Annotated in this window: 20 protein-coding genes; 8 read left to right on the top strand and 12 right to left on the bottom strand. The window is 37.0% G+C overall.

Features of this window, described 5'->3' with window-relative positions; genetic code table 11:
* Positions 1-4: 4 nt before the first annotated feature.
* The 12 genes from L1967_RS12145 to L1967_RS12090 form a co-directional block, all read right to left on the bottom strand.
* Positions 5-1,066, bottom strand: coding sequence for a class I fructose-bisphosphate aldolase (locus L1967_RS12145; protein WP_013072807.1), 1,062 nt, complete (start codon positions 1,064-1,066; stop codon positions 5-7).
* Positions 1,067-1,077: 11 nt separating this feature from the next.
* Positions 1,078-2,091: a type II glyceraldehyde-3-phosphate dehydrogenase gene (locus L1967_RS12140; RefSeq protein WP_013072806.1), complete on the bottom strand. Its 1,014-nt coding sequence runs from the start codon at positions 2,089-2,091 to the stop codon at positions 1,078-1,080.
* A gap of 19 nt (positions 2,092-2,110) precedes the next feature.
* Entirely contained in the window at positions 2,111-3,457 is a 1,347-nt protein-coding gene (locus tag L1967_RS12135; protein ID WP_013072805.1) for an APC family permease, read from the bottom strand.
* 7 nt (positions 3,458-3,464) lie between these two features.
* Complete coding sequence (locus tag L1967_RS12130) at positions 3,465-4,820, bottom strand: NAD(P)/FAD-dependent oxidoreductase (protein WP_009778894.1); 1,356 nt, start codon at positions 4,818-4,820, stop codon at positions 3,465-3,467.
* On the bottom strand, positions 4,817-5,278 hold the full coding sequence (locus L1967_RS12125) for a universal stress protein (protein ID WP_084839793.1): 462 nt from the start codon (positions 5,276-5,278) through the stop codon (positions 4,817-4,819). The genes L1967_RS12130 and L1967_RS12125 overlap by 4 nt, the downstream gene beginning before the upstream one ends.
* A 12-nt stretch (positions 5,279-5,290) precedes the next feature.
* Entirely contained in the window at positions 5,291-5,905 is a 615-nt protein-coding gene (locus L1967_RS12120; protein ID WP_223825837.1) for a lycopene cyclase domain-containing protein, read from the bottom strand.
* A gap of 114 nt (positions 5,906-6,019) precedes the next feature.
* Positions 6,020-6,298, bottom strand: coding sequence for a DUF5676 family membrane protein (locus L1967_RS12115; protein ID WP_041579015.1), 279 nt, complete (start codon positions 6,296-6,298; stop codon positions 6,020-6,022).
* Between the two features lie 17 nt (positions 6,299-6,315).
* Positions 6,316-6,534 carry an SHOCT domain-containing protein gene (locus L1967_RS12110; RefSeq protein ID WP_013072801.1) on the bottom strand — a complete coding sequence of 73 codons (219 nt, stop codon included), beginning with the start codon at positions 6,532-6,534 and terminating at the stop codon, positions 6,316-6,318.
* 19 nt (positions 6,535-6,553) lie between these two features.
* Positions 6,554-6,772: a heavy-metal-associated domain-containing protein gene (locus tag L1967_RS12105; protein ID WP_013072800.1), complete on the bottom strand. Its 219-nt coding sequence runs from the start codon at positions 6,770-6,772 to the stop codon at positions 6,554-6,556.
* 280 nt (positions 6,773-7,052) lie between these two features.
* Positions 7,053-7,562, bottom strand: coding sequence for a hypothetical protein (locus tag L1967_RS12100; protein WP_013072798.1), 510 nt, complete (start codon positions 7,560-7,562; stop codon positions 7,053-7,055).
* A 75-nt stretch (positions 7,563-7,637) separates the two neighbouring features.
* Positions 7,638-8,219, bottom strand: coding sequence for a helix-turn-helix domain-containing protein (locus L1967_RS12095; protein WP_013072797.1), 582 nt, complete (start codon positions 8,217-8,219; stop codon positions 7,638-7,640).
* Positions 8,220-8,388: 169 nt separating this feature from the next.
* Complete coding sequence (locus L1967_RS12090; protein WP_040459986.1) at positions 8,389-8,811, bottom strand: HYC_CC_PP family protein; 423 nt, start codon at positions 8,809-8,811, stop codon at positions 8,389-8,391.
* A 304-nt stretch (positions 8,812-9,115) separates the two neighbouring features.
* Here L1967_RS12090 and L1967_RS12085 point away from each other — a divergent pair, with 304 nt between their 5' ends.
* From L1967_RS12085 to L1967_RS12050, 8 genes are all read left to right on the top strand, one after another.
* Complete coding sequence (locus L1967_RS12085; RefSeq protein WP_084839795.1) at positions 9,116-9,532, top strand: HYC_CC_PP family protein; 417 nt, start codon at positions 9,116-9,118, stop codon at positions 9,530-9,532.
* Between the two features lie 135 nt (positions 9,533-9,667).
* Positions 9,668-13,408: an efflux RND transporter permease subunit gene (locus L1967_RS12080; RefSeq protein WP_072316392.1), complete on the top strand. Its 3,741-nt coding sequence runs from the start codon at positions 9,668-9,670 to the stop codon at positions 13,406-13,408.
* Complete coding sequence (locus L1967_RS12075) at positions 13,405-14,616, top strand: TolC family protein (protein WP_072316391.1); 1,212 nt, start codon at positions 13,405-13,407, stop codon at positions 14,614-14,616. Before L1967_RS12080 ends, L1967_RS12075 begins: the two co-directional genes overlap by 4 nt.
* 48 nt (positions 14,617-14,664) lie before the next feature.
* Positions 14,665-17,037, top strand: a complete 2,373-nt coding sequence (locus L1967_RS12070) for a multicopper oxidase domain-containing protein (RefSeq protein WP_072316390.1) — start codon at positions 14,665-14,667, stop codon at positions 17,035-17,037.
* A gap of 21 nt (positions 17,038-17,058) precedes the next feature.
* The gene (locus L1967_RS12065; RefSeq protein ID WP_008991354.1) at positions 17,059-17,445 is read left to right on the top strand and encodes a DUF302 domain-containing protein; all 387 of its coding nucleotides are present in this window, start codon (positions 17,059-17,061) and stop codon (positions 17,443-17,445) included.
* Positions 17,446-17,502: 57 nt separating this feature from the next.
* Positions 17,503-18,105 carry a DUF3347 domain-containing protein gene (locus L1967_RS12060; protein WP_072316388.1) on the top strand — a complete coding sequence of 201 codons (603 nt, stop codon included), beginning with the start codon at positions 17,503-17,505 and terminating at the stop codon, positions 18,103-18,105.
* Positions 18,106-18,558 (top strand): heme-binding domain-containing protein, encoded by a 453-nt coding sequence (locus L1967_RS12055; RefSeq protein WP_026754886.1) that lies wholly within the window; start codon positions 18,106-18,108, stop codon positions 18,556-18,558.
* A gap of 23 nt (positions 18,559-18,581) precedes the next feature.
* Positions 18,582-19,142 (top strand): DUF3347 domain-containing protein, encoded by a 561-nt coding sequence (locus L1967_RS12050; protein ID WP_072316387.1) that lies wholly within the window; start codon positions 18,582-18,584, stop codon positions 19,140-19,142.
* Positions 19,143-19,428: the final 286 nt, after the last annotated feature.

The following is a 19,428-nucleotide window of genomic DNA, read 5'->3' as shown; positions in this document are numbered from 1 at the left end:
TTGATTATGCTATATTAATTTTATTATCCAGATACACTTCCTGAACAGATTGTAATACTCTTACGCCTGCGCTAAAGGGCTTTTGAAATGCTTTTCTTCCCATTATCAGCCCAGAGCCACCAGCCCTTTTATTGATGACGGCAGTTGTTACAGCTTCGGACAAATCTGATTTGCCTTTGGAACCACCACCTGAATTAATCAGCCCTATTTTACCCATATAGCAATTGGCTACTTGCAACCTGCAAAGGTCAATAGGGTGGTCTGTGGTAAGGGTTTTATACATTTCATCATCATATTTTCCAAATCCTATCTCTTTGAAACCAAAATTATTGGTAGGTAATTTTTGTTTGATGATGTCTGCTTGAATAGTAACACCCAAATGGTTTGCCTGCCCAGTTACATCGGCAGCTGCGTGATAATCTTCCTTGTTGGTTTTAAATGCCTCGTTCCGTGTATAGCACCATAAGATGGTGGCCATTCCCAGATTGTGTGCTTCTTCAAAAGCTTCAGCTATTTCTTTTAGCTGTCTGTTGCTTTCTGCTGAACCAAAATAAATCGTAGCTCCTACGGCAATTGCTCCCATATCCCAGGCATTTTTTACCTTACCAAATAATGTTTGGTCATATTTATTTGGATAGGTAAGTAGCTCGTTATGGTTAATCTTGACGATAAAAGGGATTTTATGGGCATATTTTCGGGCGTTCAATCCCAATACACCAAACGTGGATGCCACACCATTGCAACCAGCTTCCATAGCAAGTTTTATGATGTTCTCTGGGTCAAAATAATCTGGGTTTTTATAGAATGAAAAGGCCGCGCTATGCTCAATACCTTGGTCAACAGGAAGGATACTTAAATAACCAGTTCCTGCCAGATTTCCGTGATTGTACAATTGTGAAAGACTTCGAAGCACCTGCGGATTTCTGTTGCTACTGCCAAATACTTTTTCTAAACTATTTTTGCTTGGCACTTGCAATTCATCCTTTGTTATTTTTTCACAAACGTGTTCTAAATAGAAGTCTGCTTTTTCTCCTAAAAGTTCTACTATATTCTTGTCTGTTTTCATCTTGATAGTATTTAATGGATTCCTAAACTTTCATTTGTTTTGGCTATGGATTTTGTACCATCTGTTTCAATTCCAGTTAATGCCCTAATAGCATCAATTGTTTCCGGGATTACAATAGCTTGGTTATCGACCACGTAGGCATAAAAGAGTTCGTCTCCCTGTACCTTCAGCATATCTTCCCATAGTGCTACTTCGTACATATCGCCCCAAGGCCTTCCCATATCCAAGAACATTTCCTTAATGGTATTGTTAGAAACCAGACCTTGGTCATATTGAATCAATTTAATACGGCTGGACGTTTTGAAAGCATTTAGCACTTCTTGCTTTGTCGCCTGTTTTTTCAATTTCACATTCCAGTAGTGCATATGGCTCAATGTTTCGGGTACTTTTACCGCTGCGGTGATGACATCCAGTTCTGGGTCAACACTTTTAGCATCTGGACCTTGATGGCTTGGGATATCTTTTTCGGGAACCATCGTATTCATAATACCACCCAAATGACTTTCCCAAGGGTCTGTAGCTCTTCTTAAAAGTGTACCTCTGGCATAATCCAATAAATCGGCTCTTTTTAAAGCGGTCAAGGTTCTTAAAATAGACGTAGTATTACAGGAAACTACTCTTGTCGCATTCAAGTTTAGAGCTGATTTGTAATTATTTTCTGCACTAAAGGAATGCCCTGTGGTTTCGTGTTTTTCGCCACCGTGTAGAATAAATTTGATGTTTTGCTCCTTGTAGATAACGACATTCTGAGCGGCAATTTTTTTGGGTGTACAGTCCACAACAAGATCTGATTTCTTTAAAAGTTCCTGTAAGCTTCCTTTTACCGAAATCCCTTCAGATTTCATTTTATCAGCAGCATCTTTAGTTGCTGCATAAATGTCGTATTCCTTTCTTACGGCATTTTGAATTCGCCAGTCGCTAATGATATCACATACTCCCGAAAGCTTCATATCGTTTTGTAAGTTGATGGCATCTGCCACCCTTTTTCCAATGACTCCGTATCCTATAACTGCTATATTTTTCATATAAATTGATTTTTATTAATTATGTTTTATTGTTCGTAGTTTCCATTCCCATTGGCATATTACCTTCATCGTCTGTGTGTGAAATCATAAAAAGGCGTTCTGCAACAAGTAATAGAACAATCCCAATCGCTGCTACGATAAGCACCAAAGGATCGTTCAGATATTTTATATAAAGAAAAGCTGCCAATACCGCAATGTCCAATACGATGGCTATTAATGGGATGATAGGCTGAAAAACCACTTTGTTTTTAAGGTGACGGAACAGCCCCCAATGGATAGCGATATCCATAATAAGGTAAAAAATAGCCCCAATGGATGCTATCCTTGTCAAATCGAAAAGCACGGTCAGTAAAATGGCGAGGGAAGACGTGAATATTAGTGCTGGATTTTTTAAGCTACCAAGTTTGGTTAAAGAAGGCACCTGTTTCATATTGCTGAGCATTGCCAACAAGCGTGAAGAGGAAAAGATACTGGCAATGACCCCAGAAACCGTGGCAATAATGGCAATGCCAATGGTAATCCAGGAACCCCATTCCCCAAAAACAGGTTTTGCGGCGGCTGCAAGGGCATAATCTTTAGCTTCGATTATTTCAGGAATGCTTAAACCTCCCGCAACAGCTAATGCCAAGGCTACATATATCAGTGTGCAGATAAGTATGGAAAACACGATAGACCTACCAAGATTTTTATGCGGGTTTTTAATATCGGCCCCTTGGTTCGTGATAGTGGTAAAGCCTTTATAAGCAAGGATAGATAACGCCAAAGCGGCCACAAATCCGAAGCCTTGTGGTAATGTCTCAGTATTTTTGGGAATATAGTTTCCCGTAATATCGGCAAAACCTGAAATTGCAAGGCCGGCAATAGCTAAAATTGCTATTCCCACTACCTTTATAATAGCGGTAAATGTCGCGGTGGCACCAATAACCTTATTGCCCAGGATGTTCACTATATAAGCAACAACAATTAGCCCAACACCCAGGGTAGAGGCATAACCTGCATAGGACTCGGGAAATAGTCTCAACGTATATGCTCCAAAAGTGCCCGCCACCAGACTTTCGGAAACTACCATTGATACGTACATCAGCAAAGAATAAAACCCTGTTGTTGTTCCAGGTCCATAGGATTTGTTAAGGAATTTAACCACACCTCCAGACGATGGAAAAGCATTTGAAAACTTGACATAGGAATATGAGCTAAAACCCACCACAACAGCACCTGCAATAAATGCAATGGGAAATAGATCACCCACCAACTCTGCTATTTGCCCCATAAGGACAAATATGCCAGCCCCAATCATTACGCCTGTACCAAGAGATATGGAACCTAATAAGGAAAGCTTACTATTTTTATCTGTGGTATTTTTCATTTCAAAATTATTTTTCCCTGTTTTTAATCGAAGATTTCGGTTTAAAGTTTCTAATAATCAGGCGGTTGCTCTTTTCATAAGTGAAATAACTTACCGCCCAATTAAAACCAACCATCAATCTATTTCTAAATCCACTTATGGACATCAAGTGAACAACGGACCACAGCAACCAGGCGAAATAGCCTGCAAATTTAAATTTGCCCAAATCGGCAACTGCCTTGCGTTTTCCTACAGTGGCTAAGGAACCTTTATCTTTATATTTGAAAGGTTTTATGGATTTGTTATTTATGATATTTAATATCGAATCGCCCAGGTATTTACCTTGTTGAATAGCGGTCTGTGCTACTTGTGGATGTCCTTTTGGGGTTTCTTTGGAAATGAGTGCTGCGATATCACCTATGGCAAAAATGTTTTCGTAGCCTTCTACTTTTAAATTAGCATCGGTTTTAATCCGGTTGCCCCTGACTATGTGTTTTTCATCAATACCATTTGGGAATTGTCCTTTTACGCCAGCCGTCCAGATAAGATTTTTAGCCAAAATGGTCTTACCACTTTTGGTAGTGACTTCGTTGCCGTCATAATTGCTTACAGCTTCATTTAATAATACCTTTACATTCAAATCCTCTAAATATTTGAGGGTTTTCGATGATGCCTTGTCTGACATTGTGCCTAACAACTCATCAATGGCTTCTATTAGATAAATATTCATAATGGAAGAAGGGTACTCTGGGTAATCTTTGGGAAGGATGTATTTGCAAAACTCTGCCAAAGCTCCTGCCATTTCTACGCCTGCTGGACCACCACCTACTATTACAAAATTTGTCAGCGCGTCGCGTTCTTTATCATCACAAGTAATAGCTGCCTGTTCCAAATTTTGCAACATCATATGACGGATGTTGAGGGAATCGCGAATATCCTTCATCCCCAAACTATTTTCGGCCACAGAATCCATCCCAAAGAAATTGGTGGTCGTGCCAGTAGCCAACACTAAATAGTCATAAGAAACACTTCCCTTATTGGTCAATATAGTATTTGAATCAGGTTGAATTTCCTCAACTTCAGCCAAACGAAAGAAAACATTTTTATAGCCATTGATTTGTTTTCTGAATGGAAATACAATACTGTCAGGCTCCAGGGCACTCGTTGCCACTTGATATAATAAAGGCTGAAACTGATGGAAGTTATTTTTATCGAGTAAAACCACTTGAACTTCTTTGTGTTTCAGTTTCTCAACCAATGCCAAACCTGCAAATCCTCCACCAACGATAACCACACGAGGTAATTTAGTATCTGGAAGACAGATTTCATCTGTTATCTTACAGGTGGATTCCAACGGAATGCTATGTGTTTGCTTTTCTTTCATTTTTTATTTCTATCTCTTGCAATGAGTACTGAACATTTGGCATTTGTGGTCAAATATTGGGATACAGAGCCCAATACTAAGCGTGAAAGTGCACCGTGACCCTGAGAGCCTACTACGATTAAATCTGCACCCCAATCTTCTGCTTTTTCATAAATAGTACTTTTGGGCAGGCCACTAATAACACTTGTGGTTATGGTAAGTGCCTTGTTTTCGGCCTTGATTTTATCGAAAGCTTCTGAAACGATTTTGTTTCCCAATTTTTGAGCGTTACTTCTAATTTCTTCTATGTAATTTCCTATCCTGCCGCCCATAGTATGCAATCCCAGGCCGGTTGTTTTCGGAACTTCATAAACATTTATAATATGAATTTCACTATTTGAGGATAGGGTCATTTTTATAAGTTCGTGAATGGCTACTTTACTGAAATCTGAACCATCTATGGCCAATAGTATTTTCATAGTTTGAATGTATTAGTTGGTTGATATTTCTTTTGATTTTATAAGTTTTCTCCAATACAAGTGTTCATATAATCCAGACCAATACATACCAAAGGTGAAAGCGAATAATAATTCTTCAATTGGAATTCCTAGAACAAGAATATGGGTCAGGTTGTCCAGATTCCAGTACAGCTCCACATATTGCGGATAAAACGGAAGGATGCTTCCGAAATAAATGAAGTACAGTATGGTAAACAAGATTCCTCCAACCCATATCTTTCCTTTTAAATCTGGGCGACAGTACAATGTTGCCAAACCACCAAAAAACATTGCAATGATGCCACAATAGATGTGGTTAAGCGTGGTGAAAAGACTAAATATGACGAATACAATGGCTGGAACAAAAAGTATATAAATATGTAGCTTATGTCTTTGGTGGCTCCGTTCGGTATGAGGCATATCTATATAGCCTTTTTTGAATATCAGATTATACAATACCGTCCCTATTCCGCCAATGGCAAAAGAGAAGATAAGGCTCTCAATATCAAAACCTGTTCTTTCCGCTAAATGGAATAAGGAAGGTGGCATCCAATATTCTGGTACAAATAATGGTTCTGTTAAACCAAAGGGCATCGTAATAAGGCTCATTTTGAGCATTTCTTTTCTATACCCCTTTTTTGACAAATAGATTATTGCCCAAAGAGCAAGAATTATAAGAGACCATATGAACCAGACATATTGCATAAATTTTATTTTACTCTCTTATTTTTTGACTTTTATTTGCGCATTATAAAAAGCCGCAATACAGGCACCTATTAGCCATCCTAAAATGAATATCTGTACTATTCCCAAACCAGCTTCCCATAGTGGCACATCCATCCTGATAATGCTTGTGGTATCTAAACCGTGCAATAGGCTGTTGAAAAAATCGATAGTGGCTTCTCGACCTGCTGTTGACATAACTATCATACAGCCTAAGTAAATTAGTGCCGCCGTAAGACCGAAAGCAAATCCGAGTTTTTTTACGTTTAATCGATACATAATTTTAAAGTTTTGAGTTAGTTGTCTGATTTTAATATCTTTTTTGATTCCTCAAATTCTTCCTTGGATATTTCGCCTTTTGCAAAGCGGTTTTTAAGAATATCCAGTGGACTGTCTTTTTTTGCTTTTTGATATGGGATATCTGCTGGAATGAAAAATATCCAAGCAAGTAAAACGACCCATATAACCCACCATATTAGGTGCATTCCTCCAAAACTTCCATCGTAGTAGTGCATAATTTTTAGATTTAATTTGTTATTGTTCCATTTCAGTTATTGTATATCCACTAAGGGCATTGAGCTGATTTTGTAACTCATCTACCGAAAGAGCTTCTTTCATTGTGATAAGTGTAGCTCCTTTTGGTGCCAGAAAAATCTCTACTTTTTCGATGTTGGGATGTTCTTCCAAGGTCTTCTTGACTCTTGACACACATCCACCACAACTAATTCCGTTTATTTGATATTTTTGTGTCATTGTGTTTCGATTTTAATGATGTTGATGCCCTTTATGCTTTTCTATTGGCTTCTCTGTTGATTCATTTTGACTATTGTGTTTATGACCACCGTGCCCGTGTGAACCGTGAGGCATAAATAGGTGACAGCCAAACATTAAAATGATGAAAATAAAGAGCGATGTTCCGCTTCCTATACCCAGAGTTGGTGCTAAAAAGATGAACAACAGTGGTAGCCCACAGCCGATGACCATCCATATCCAGTGATTTTTTTTCATTGGTTTTACATTTAGAGGTTAACAATCAGTGATGCTCGGTATGGTCCTCTTTGGCCGGTGTATCCATATTGTCCATCTTATCCATTCCCTTCATATCCATTCCTTTTTCGGCCATCATTTTTTTGCAGGATTTCATGCAGTCTTCACTCATCATCCCGTTTTCATACATCATTTGCATCATTGAGTTCATTGTTTCCGAGCTTTTCATCATTCCGCTCATCATTTCGTGCATCATAGGCTTATTGCCCATCATGTTTTTCATCATCATACCGTCTTCCATCATCATTTGCATTCCTTCGCCCTGCATCATAGCGTCCATCATGTTCTTGTTGCCCTGCATCATTTGCATTGCTTGTGGGTTGTTGTGCATATTTTCCATAAACTCCGTCATATAATCGTCATTCTGGGCAATATCATTGAAGACTTCTGTGCGGGTTTCTGGGTTTTCCAGTACTGCTTGAGGGTTTGTTTCTTGTGTGCAACTGTTCAAACTTACAAGCCCAATCATCGATAAAATAATTGTAAGTGCTTTCATAGGTGTTTGTTTTGAATTAATACTATAAAATTATTGGTTTTGTACTATCTTGTTGTACATAACTTTCGCTATGATCTATATAATTTCATCGTAAAAATTTCGTTTCCAGTCTTCTGCATTTTTATAATCGGTCATACTTACTCCTATAACGTCCTTAAACTGTCTAGACAAATGGTTGACACTGCTGTAGTCCAATAGGTACCCTATATCTGAAAAGGAATGTTGTTTAAGCTGAATGAGCTCTTTAACTTTTTCAATCTTTAATTTGATAAAGTATTTTTCAATAGTGGTTTGTTCCTGGGCAGAAAACAATCTGCTCAATGTTTTGTAATCACGATGAAGACCTGATGACAATAATTCAGATGTTTTTACCTTAATATGTAGCGGTAGCTCTTGCAATTGTTCTATTAGAATAATCTTGATTCTTTCTGTGAGCATTTCTTCTTCTTTTTGTACAATTTCAAAATCATTAGCGTGAAGCACAGTTGTAACAGCTTCGACAATTTCATTGCTGGTTTTTTTTGGTGCTTCTACCAATAATCTTCCTAATTCTAATGAAAGCACAGTAACTCCCAATTCTTGTAGTTCTTGCTTAATAACTTTTAAGCAGCGGCTACAGACCATATTCTTAATCCAAAATTCTTTTGGTTTGTTCATAGTATATAATGTATTGTCAATGAGTTTAGCTCAATGGTCTGATAGGTTTAGCCTAACAGGATTAATATTGTGTAGCGTTGTTGAGAATAGGGTACAACAAATGTTAGCCAGAAGTGAAATATTGGCTATAGAGGCAATGCAGATTAATTTTAACCTGCGAAGTAGAAAATCAAATTAAAAAGGACTCGTTGAGGATTACAAGGTCTGTGGATAGCAAAGGTGGCCTATAAGCCTTAAAAGAAACTGTGTTTTTCTCTAAACCTTCAAAAAGGTTGATATAAGAATAGACGAAGTTGTTTAAGAAAACTAAAGTTTCAATCTCTGAAATTGTATTGGCCTTCTTGAAGGTGTCATCTCCTTCTTTCAAGATGGTCTTATTATCGCAACAGTCTTTCTCTTGTATTGTAGTACATTGCTTGGAATTATTATCTTTTTTCTGTGCAGTCTCCATACAAGATTCTGCTTTACTAAAAAAAGCCAAATCCACCATTTTATTACAGCAAAAGTGCATATTTACCGTAAAGGATGTGGTGGAAAACAGTATAAAAACTGCTAAAAAGAAGGACAGTATTTTAGTGAAAAAAGATTTCACACTATAAAATTAATAAATTTTGATTAACATTAAAGGATTTTGGAAAATAAAATTCAACTGTTCAATTATTTTATTATCAGTTTTTTACAAAAAAACAACAAAATTGATCAGTACAAATATAATTCTAAAAGTTCAACAGAACTATGATTTATATCATATAAAGGAAGCTGCAAAAGAGAAGCTGCAAAAGAATTTTATTTGCAAATAATATTTAAGCGGTTTCGTGCAAAATAAACATTGATAAATCAAAAAAAATTGTTAAATAAACAAATTGAGATAAATTTTTTATAAATTTGCAACATTAATGAAAAAAGTTTTTCATAAAATATCATCCGTTTATTTGGCACTTATCGTGCTATTGTCAACAGTTTCTTTTACTATTGATAGTCATTACTGTGGCGATACTTTAGTGGATTCTTCTTTATTTGGGCACGTTGAAACTTGCGGAATGGATAAACAACTATCCAGAAATGATTGTCAAAGTGAAGTTCAGGATGATTCCTGCTGTTCAGATAAGCAATTAGTTGTTGAAGGTCAGGACGACCTGAAGATGTCTTTTAACACCTTAAATTTTGAGCAACAAGTCTTTGTTGTCTCTTTTGTACATTCTTATATCAATCTCTTTGAGACTCTTGATTCACACATTGTTCCATTTAGAGATTATACACCTCCTTATCTTGTAAGGAACGTACAAAAACTACACGAAACTTATTTAATTTGATTTTAAACAGTTTCCGATAATTATCGGAAAGATTTGCTCTATGGTTACTTCCATCTTGGGCTTACTTTGTTGTGTTTAATTTTCTGATATTATCAGAAAGTTATTCAATGTATAACTGTTTAATTATCAATAAAGATGCTAAATAAATGCATAAAATTTCTTATAGAAAACAAACTAGTAGCCGTTCTACTACTTGCACTTTTTATTGCTTGGGGAGTCGTAAACGCCCCGTTTGAATGGAATACAGGCTCACTTCCTCGAGACCCTGTTGCCGTAGATGCCATACCAGATATTGGCGAAAACCAACAAATTGTATTTACTAAATGGGATGGTCGTTCCCCTCAAGATATTGAGGATCAAATTACTTATCCTCTAACCACATCGCTTCTTGGTATTCCAGGGGTTAAAACAATACGTAGTTCATCTATGTTCGGGTTTTCGAGCATTTATATCATTTTCGAAGAAGATATTGAATTTTATTGGAGCAGAAGCCGAATACTTGAAAAATTAAACTCATTACCAGCCGGACTTCTACCAGAAGGCGTTAATCCAGCTCTAGGTCCCGATGCCACAGGATTAGGGCAAATATATTGGTACACCCTTGAGGGACGTGATAAAGATGGTAATGTTACAGGTGGATGGGATTTACAGGAATTACGAAGCATTCAGGATTTCTACGTAAAATACGCACTGTCTTCGGCGAGTGGTGTTTCCGAAGTGGCTTCCATCGGCGGATATGTTTTGGAATATCAAGTGGATGTTAATCCCGAATTAATGCGGCAATACAACATAGGCTTGAGTGAGGTTGTAAAAGCAGTAAAACAAAGCAACAAAGATGTTGGTGCACAAACGCTTGAAATCAACCAAGCTGAATACCTTATAAGAGGATTGGGTTATATTAAGAAACTATCTGATTTAGAAAACGCGGTAGTTACTTCAAAAGATTTTACATCCATCCGTATAAAGGATATTGCGAAAGTAACACACGGTCCTGCTACAAGAAGAGGCTTATTGGACAAGGAAGGAGCCGAGGTTGTTGGTGGTGTTGTAGTGGCTCGTTATGGGGCCAATCCTATGGAAGTCATCAACAATGTTAAAGAAAAAATAAACGAGTTAAGTTCTGGGCTTCCATCAAAAACATTAAGCGATGGGAGGACTTCGCAATTAACCATCGTACCCTTTTATGACAGAACAGAACTAATCCAAGAAACCTTGGGCACACTTGATGAAGCGCTAACTTTAGAGATATTGATTACCATTTTTGTGATTATCATAATGGTCTTCAATTTAAGGGCCTCCGTATTGATTTCCGGATTATTGCCTGTTGCGGTTTTGATGGTCTTTATTTCTATGAAACTGTTCAATGTAGATGCAAATATTGTCGCCTTATCTGGTATTGCAATTGCTATTGGAACTATGGTCGATGTGGGCGTTATCCTTTCGGAAAATGTCTTGCGGCATATTGATGAAAATGAAGAAAAGCTACCTATGAATACGGTAGTTTATAATGCGACTGCCGAAGTTTCTGGCGCCATCTTAACGGCAGTAATGACCACTATTATTAGTTTCATTCCTGTATTTACTATGATTGGTGCAGAAGGGAAATTGTTTAGGCCATTGGCATTTACAAAAACGGCAGCACTCACCGCATCTCTTATTGTTGCCCTATTTTTACTTCCACCATTTGCGGCCTATTTATTTAAAAAGAGAAATTTAAAAACTTCTTTTAGTTATATGCTAAATGGAGCATTGATTGTTTTTGGCGTTTTATCTTTAATTTTAGGCTATCCGCTTGGATTAATATTAGTTGCATTTGGCGTTGTTGGCTTCCTTTCACTAAAGGAAAAGATTACGTCAAAACGCGCCAACATCATCAATATATTTGTTTCGGCTTTTGCTATCATATTCCTATTGGCGGAATATTGGAGACCACTGGGAGTAGATAGAAGTATCCTTATAAACTTAATCTTCGTTGGTCTTATCTGTTTTGGTCTTTTGGGTGTATTTACACTTTTTAGAAATTATTATGTTCGAATTTTAAATTGGGCATTGCGCAATAAGCTGTTATTTCTTTCGATACCAACTGCCATTGTAATTTTTGGAGTGATGATTATGCGTAATACTGGTAAAGAGTTTATGCCTTCACTCAATGAGGGTTCATTCCTGTTAATGCCCACTTCAATGCCACACGCAGGTGTGGAGGAAAATAAACGCGTCCTACAGCAACTCGATATGGCCGTTGCGAGCATTCCAGAAATTGAAACCGTAGTCGGTAAATCTGGGCGTACAGAATCAGCATTAGACCCTGCACCGTTATCGATGTATGAGAATGTTATTCAATATAAATCTGAATATATTTTAAATGAAAATCGCAAAAGACAACGCTTTAAGGTAAACGAAGACGGCTTATTTGTTTTAAAGGATGGCAGTTTAGTAACCAACCCTAATAGCGAAATTGAAGTAGAAGATGATGACTATAAAGCCTCAAAAATTACAGACCCATTCTCTGTGACAAGTTCACAGCTCATTCCAGATGACGATGGAGAGTACTTTAGAAATTGGCGACCTGAAATTGAATCGCCAGACGATATTTGGAAAGAAATCGTAAGGGTTACAAAGCTTCCAGGTGTTACTTCAGCACCAAAGCTACAACCCATAGAAACACGCTTGGTGATGCTACAGACTGGTATGCGAGCACCTATGGGCATTAAGGTGAAAGGACAGGATTTAAAAGAAATTGAGGCGTTTGGGGTACAATTGGAAGATATCTTAAAACAAGCAGAGGGTGTAAAGGATGAAGCAGTTTTTGCCGACCGTATTGTGGGGAAGCCATACCTACTTATAGATATTGACAGAGAACGACTTGCGCGCTATGGCATAACCATAGAGCAAGTACAGCAAGTTATACAGGTTTCTGTTGGTGGTATGGTGCTTTCACAAACAGTAGAAGGTAGGGAGCGCTATGGTATTCGTGTACGCTACCCAAGGGAATTACGCGCAAATCCAAATGACTTAAAAGACATTTATGTTCCAGTAGAAAAAGGGAGTCCGGTTCCGTTAAGTGAGTTGGCTACTATAAGATACGAACAAGGGCCGCAGGTCATTAAAAGTGAGGATACTTTTTTAGTTGGCTATGTACTTTTTGATAAATTAGATGGTTTCGCCGAAGTAGATGTGGTGGAAAATGCCCAAGCCCTTATTCAAGAAAAAATTGACAATGGCGAATTGACCGTTCCAAAGGGTATCAATTATCAATTTACGGGAACGTATGAAAATCAGTTACGAGCAGAAAAAACATTGAGCGTGGTAGTACCTCTGGCTTTGGCTATTATTTTTCTAATCCTATATTTCCAGTTCCGTTCTGTTGGAACGTCATTAATGGTCTTTACTGGAATTGCTGTCGCCTTTGCGGGAGGTTTTTTAATGATATGGTTCTACGGCCAAGATTGGTTCTTAAACTTCAGCTTTTTCGGAGAAAATTTACGAGACCTTTTTCAAATGCACACCATTAATTTAAGTGTTGCCGTTTGGGTTGGTTTTATTGCCCTATTCGGTATTGCAACTGATGATGGTGTGGTTATGGCAACTTATTTGACCCAAACCTTTGATAGAAATACCCCAGAAACAAAACAGGAAATTAGGGCATCTGTAGTTGAAGCTGGAGAAAAGCGTATCCGTCCGTGTTTAATGACAACTGCAACAACTATTCTCGCTTTGTTACCTGTATTGACATCAACAGGTCGTGGGAGTGATATAATGATTCCGATGGCAATCCCTTCATTTGGCGGAATGCTTATAGCACTTGTAACCCTATTTGTTGTGCCAGTTTTATTTAGCTGGAAAGAAGAATTTCAATTAAAACGAGCTACAAAATGAGATATATAATTTTAATAGCACTTGTTTTTTTCGCTTTCGCGGAAGTAAATGCACAAGATTTAGCATCCTATATTCAGGAAGCTGAAAAGAACAATCCAGAAATCCAAGCTTTTGAATTGCGGTACAATATCGCCGAAGAAAAAGTAAATGAAGTTAACAGCTTACCAAATACTGAATTTAATTTTGGCGTTATGGCTATAGCTCCTGAAATGGATATGCCTATGGAGCAATTTAGTGCCTCTGTAATGCAAATGTTACCGTGGTTCGGGACCATTTCAGCAAGGGAAAATTATGCATCATCTATAGCAGAAGCGCAATATGTTGATATAGCAATTGCGAAAAGAAAACTTTCATTGTCAGTATCCCAGTCATATTATAAACTTTATGCCATACGTGCAAAACAGCTTATTCTGGATGAGAACATTGAACTTTTACAAACCTATGAACGCCTAGCATTAACTTCATTGGAAGTTGGTAAAGCATCAGCTGTTGATGTACTTCGCCTTCAAATAAGGCAAAACGAATTAGTTCAACAAAAGGAAGTGCTAGAACAGGGTTTTCAGGCAGAACAGACGCTGTTCAATAACCTTTTGAATCGTGAAGAAAATATGTCGGTGGATGTTGTGGAAGAAATGATGATTCCGGACGTTGACCCTCTGGTTTTAAATGAGAACCTTCAAATAAACCCGGAACTTATTAAATATGATAAGTTATATGAATCTGTTGAGCAGTCAGAGCTGTTAAACCAAAAGGAAAGTGGTCCTATGGTAGGGTTTGGAGTGCAGTATATTAACCAAGAAAATAGTCCAATGATAACTAGCTCTTTTAAAGATATGGTTATGCCTATGCTTTCTATTTCTATTCCCATTTTTAATAATAAATATAAGTCTGTGACAAGACAAAATGAGTTGAAACAACTAGAAATAAAATTTCAAAAAGAGGATAGGTTGAATAAGTTAGAAACACTTTTGGCGCAAGGGCTTTATAATAGAAATGCGACAAGAATTAAGTTCAATGTACAAACCGATAATTTGAAACAGGCCATTGATGCCGAGGAAATTCTTATGAAAAACTACGAAACTGGAACTATAGATTTTAATGATGTGTTAGATGTACAGGAATTGCAGTTAAAGTTTCAAATCAATTTAATCGATTCCATTAAAGAGTATTTTACAGAATATGCTTTAATAAATTATTTAACAAGATAAAAAATTGAACTAGGCCAAATTGGCTTTTGAACACTAAAATAAAGAATTATGATTAGAAAGATAACAATACTATTTGTACTTCTCGTTTCATTTGAAAGTGTTGCACAAGTAGGAACCAACGGACAAGATAGAAAAGAAGAAGGACGACCTATTCAAGAGTATAACCTTACCATTGAAGAAAATAAAATGACGCTTGGTGGTGTTACTGCTAATGCAATGACTATCAATGGAGGTATCCCTGGGCCTGTTTTGGAATTTAATGAAGGAGACCTTGCTATAATCAACGTAACCAATAAAATGGATGAAGAAACTTCAGTGCATTGGCACGGATTGATACTTCCCAATTTTTACGACGGGGTTCCATATTTAACTACCCCACCGATTGAGCCAGGAACAACTTTCCAATACAGGATTCCAATCAACCAATCGGGAACATATTGGTACCATTCCCACACAATGCTACAAGAACAAAAAGGTGTTTATGGGTCTATTATCATTCATCCAAAAGAGAAAACCTTGGAATATGATAAAGATTTAGTCGTGGTATTATCAGATTGGACAAACGAAAAACCAATGAATGTATTACGTAACCTTAAAAGAGGAAACGAATGGTATCAAGTAAAAAAAGGAACAGCAGTACCTTTAAGTAGAGTAATAAAAGAAGGTGCATTAGGAGCACAATTCAAATTTTGGCGAGACAGAATGGAAGGTGCAGATATTGCAGACATTTATTATCCCACATTTTTGTCCAATGGTAAAAAATTGGTAGAGTACCCAGAATTTAAACCAGGAGAAAAAGTAAGGCTTCGTTTTATCAATGCATCGGCATCTACCTATTATTGGATGGATTTCGGAGGAGGTAACCCAATGTTGGTTTCCAGTGATGGTGTTGACGTGCAACCCGTTTCCAAAAGCAGATTTCTCTTTGGCATAGCCGAAACGTATGATGTAATTGTAACTATTCCAGAAGGAACTATTGAAATTACTGCCACAGCACAAGACGGCTCTGGTAATACCTCAATTCGTTTGGGTAGTGGCAAACTTTATCCAGCTAAAAGAATTGACAGACCTAGTAAAATAGAGATGATGAAGCAAATGGCCAAAATGGATATGAAAATGGGAGCACCTGCAATGGTTGGAAACAAGAAGAAGAATACACCCGAAGTTTTAATGCAGAAGTACGGAATGAAGATGAATATGAAGGACGGCGAGATGAAAATGGGGAACGATAAGATGTCGATGAAAGATGGCAAAATGAATGACCAAATGGATATGAAGATGGATGATACAATGGGAATGAAAAAAGACCCGATGTCAATGAGCCATAATGGAGCATCAAATAAAATGGAAGGTCATATGCACAATATGCCAATGATGCAGAAGGATTCTACTTCTTTTGATTATGAGGAGCGAAAGACATACTTCAACTATGATTTTTTAGAGGCAAAAGAAAAAACTGAATTTAAGGCAGATTTACCAGTAAATGAAGTGTTGCTTAACCTAACAGGTAATATGAATCGCTATGTATGGAGTATGAATGGGGTTCCATTATCAGAAACCGATAAGATAAATATAAAAGGAGGCGAGGTAACCAGAATTACATTAAATAACCTGACTATGATGCACCATCCAATGCACTTGCACGGTCATTACTTCAGGGTCATTAATGAAAAAGGAGAACGTTCCCCATTAAAGCATACCGTGAACGTACCACCAATGCAGAAAGTTATTATTGAATTTTATAACGAAGAGTATGGCGATTGGTTTTTTCATTGCCACATATTGTACCATATGATGGGTGGTATGGCAAGAGTGTTTAGTTACGATACCCCAAGGGATGATAGAATGAAAGATTATCCAGTTCAGAAACTTATTGATGAGACAGACCATTATTATTCGTGGGGATTGGCTCGTGCAGGTTCAAATTTTAATGAACTCTTTTTAACGTCGAGCAATATCCGAAATGAATTTGGTTTGAGAACAGAGTTCGATTACGACCAAAATCTTGAAGCCGAAATAAGTTATAATAGGTATCTGAACGATTGGGTACGTGTTTATGCAGGAGTAAATACCGAAACGTCAACACCAGATTCTTACGATACATTTAATACCGTAGGATTGGTTGGTGTAAAGTATTTTACGCCTTATAGATTTAATGTAGATGTGAGTATGGACCATCAGCTACGCCCAAGAATACGTTTGGACAGAGAATTATTGATTTTTCCAAGAATTTTTTTGGAAGGCGAATACGAATACAGAGCAGATTTTGGATGGGTCAATGATTTAGAGAATAATAAATCATTTGAAAGCGAAACACAATGGTTGGTAGGGGTTGCATACATTCTTTCGCGCAATTTTTCAATCCAAGCTAACTACAATAACCGATATGGATTGGGTGGTGGACTATTAGCAAGATTTTAAACAACTAAAAATTAAAAAAAGATGAACTATTATTTTAATAAAACAATCAATGGAACCTTCGAAGAGGTCATAGAGAAAGTGACACAAGGATTAAAGGAAGAAGGTTTTGGAATCCTTACAGAAATTGATGTAACAGAAACACTAAAGAAAAAACTGGATATAGACTTTAAAAAGTATAGGATACTCGGAGCTTGTAATCCGCCCTATGCACATAAAGCTTTGCAAGCAGAAGATAAAATTGGAACGATGTTGCCCTGCAATGTCATAGTACAGGAAATCGAAGCAGGTATCATTGAAGTTGCGGCCGTAAACCCAATGGCTTCAATGCAAGCTGTAAAAAATGAAAAATTGAATGAGGTAGCCAGCGAAATAACTGCAATGTTGGAAAACGTCATTGAAAAATTATAAGACACTATAAAAAGGCAGTAATAATAATTAATAAACACAAACTTAAATTAAAACAAAATGAGCAAATTAAAATCAACATTAGGTATAGTTGCGATAGCATTCATAACCTTAACAGTAATGTCTTGTAAAGACAACAGCAAAGAACAAAATAGCACGGATGGAGACCATTCAGAAATGAACCACGATAACAGTGATGGTCATCACGACGGCGAAAAGAGGGAAATGGCAATGGGTGGAGATAGTAATACACAAGCGGTATTAAATGACTATTTCAACTTAAAGAATGCCTTGGTGGGAGATGATAATGGCAAAGCCAAAGAACTTGGGGCAACCCTAGCAACATCCTTAGGAAATTTTGACGCCTCACAATATAACGATACCCAGCAATCGGAATTAAAGGATATTGTAGAGGATGCAGTTGAACACGCAGAACACATTTCAGAAAGTGATATAGCACACCAGCGCGAACATTTTAAAGTTTTAAGTAAAGATGTTATAGATATGGTTGCTATAACAGGAGCAGAGATGAAGCTTTACGAGCAGTTTTGCCCTATGTATGATGGCGGTACAGCTTGGCTAAGTACTAAAGAGGAAGTTCGCAATCCATACTATGGTAGTCAAATGTTAAAATGCGGCAAAGTACAACGTGAAATTAACTAAATGAAAATTGTAAAGATTATAGCAATAGTACTACTGGTAGCGTTCGTGGGAATTCAATTTATTCCGACTACACGCAATCAAAGTGATACTGTACCGTCAACTGATTTTATGCTGGTCAATAATGTACCAGAAACTATTCAAAAAAAGTTACAGGTATCCTGCTATGATTGCCACAGCAATAATACTCAATACCCTTGGTATAATAAGATTCAACCTGTTGCTTGGTTTTTGGAAGACCATATTAAAGAAGGAAAAGCTGAACTTAATTTCAACGAATGGGATTCATTATCCAGCCGAAGAAAAGCAAGTAAGTTAAGGTCTATTATCAAGCAGATTGAAAATGGCGAAATGCCTTTGGATTCTTACACTTTGATACATAGTGAGGCAACATTTACAGAAGCTGAAGCAGAAGAGTTAATCAATTTTATCACACAATTAAAAGATAGTTTATAAACAATAATTTAAAAGTAATTAAAATGAAAAATTTAAAAATGAGTATTGCAGCAATGCTATTGTTAGCAGTTTCTTTTACCAATGCACAGGAAAAAGAAAAAATGAACCACGATCACGGAGATATGAAAATGGACCATAGCAAAATGATGAATAAAAATAGTGACGCAAAAGCAGAAGCTATTTTAAGTGATTACTTTAATTTAAAAGATGCTTTAGTTGCGGACGATACAAAAAAGGCAGCACAAGCAGGAACAAAATTGGTAGCCACTCTTAAAGCATTTGATACGGACAGTTATTCAAAAGAAAATCAAGAAGAATTAGAAGACATTATAGAAGATGCCGTAGAGCACGCCGAGCATATTTCTGAAAGTGCCATAGACCACCAACGCGAGCACTTTAAAACGTTAAGTAAGGATATTACTGATATGGTAGCTATTACGGGTACAAAAAGCACGTTATACGAGCAATTTTGCCCAATGTATGATAAGGGTAGTGCGTGGTTGAGTACAAGTAAAGAAGTGAAAAATCCATATTACGGCAGTAGAATGCTTAAATGCGGAAAAGTTCAAAAGACTATTCAATAGATAATCCTTTGTTTAAAAAATATTTTCAATGTTCTGGTTTATTAGTTAACAGAAGGTTGTAAAATGATAAAGATATCTGAATAGTTTTTAAGTCCTGTCCTGGGAAGGAAAACAATGTTGATGGTTAGTGTTAGTTCCTTCCCTAGTCAGGCACAACGAATTTTGAAAAAGAAAAGTTGATTTGGTTAATAGCAGCCTGCACAAGGGAGAGGGATTAAACCCTTAAAATAATAACATCTCTCTTCCTATGTCAGACAATTAAAAATTTATGATGAAGAGAAGTTTA

Origin of the sequence: Zunongwangia pacifica, assembly GCF_023499215.1 — a bacterium.
In the GTDB taxonomy this organism is placed as follows: Bacteria; Bacteroidota; Bacteroidia; order Flavobacteriales; family Flavobacteriaceae; genus Zunongwangia; species Zunongwangia pacifica.
Note: the sequence above shows the minus strand (reverse complement) of the source record. Positions and strands in the feature narration are given on the sequence as shown.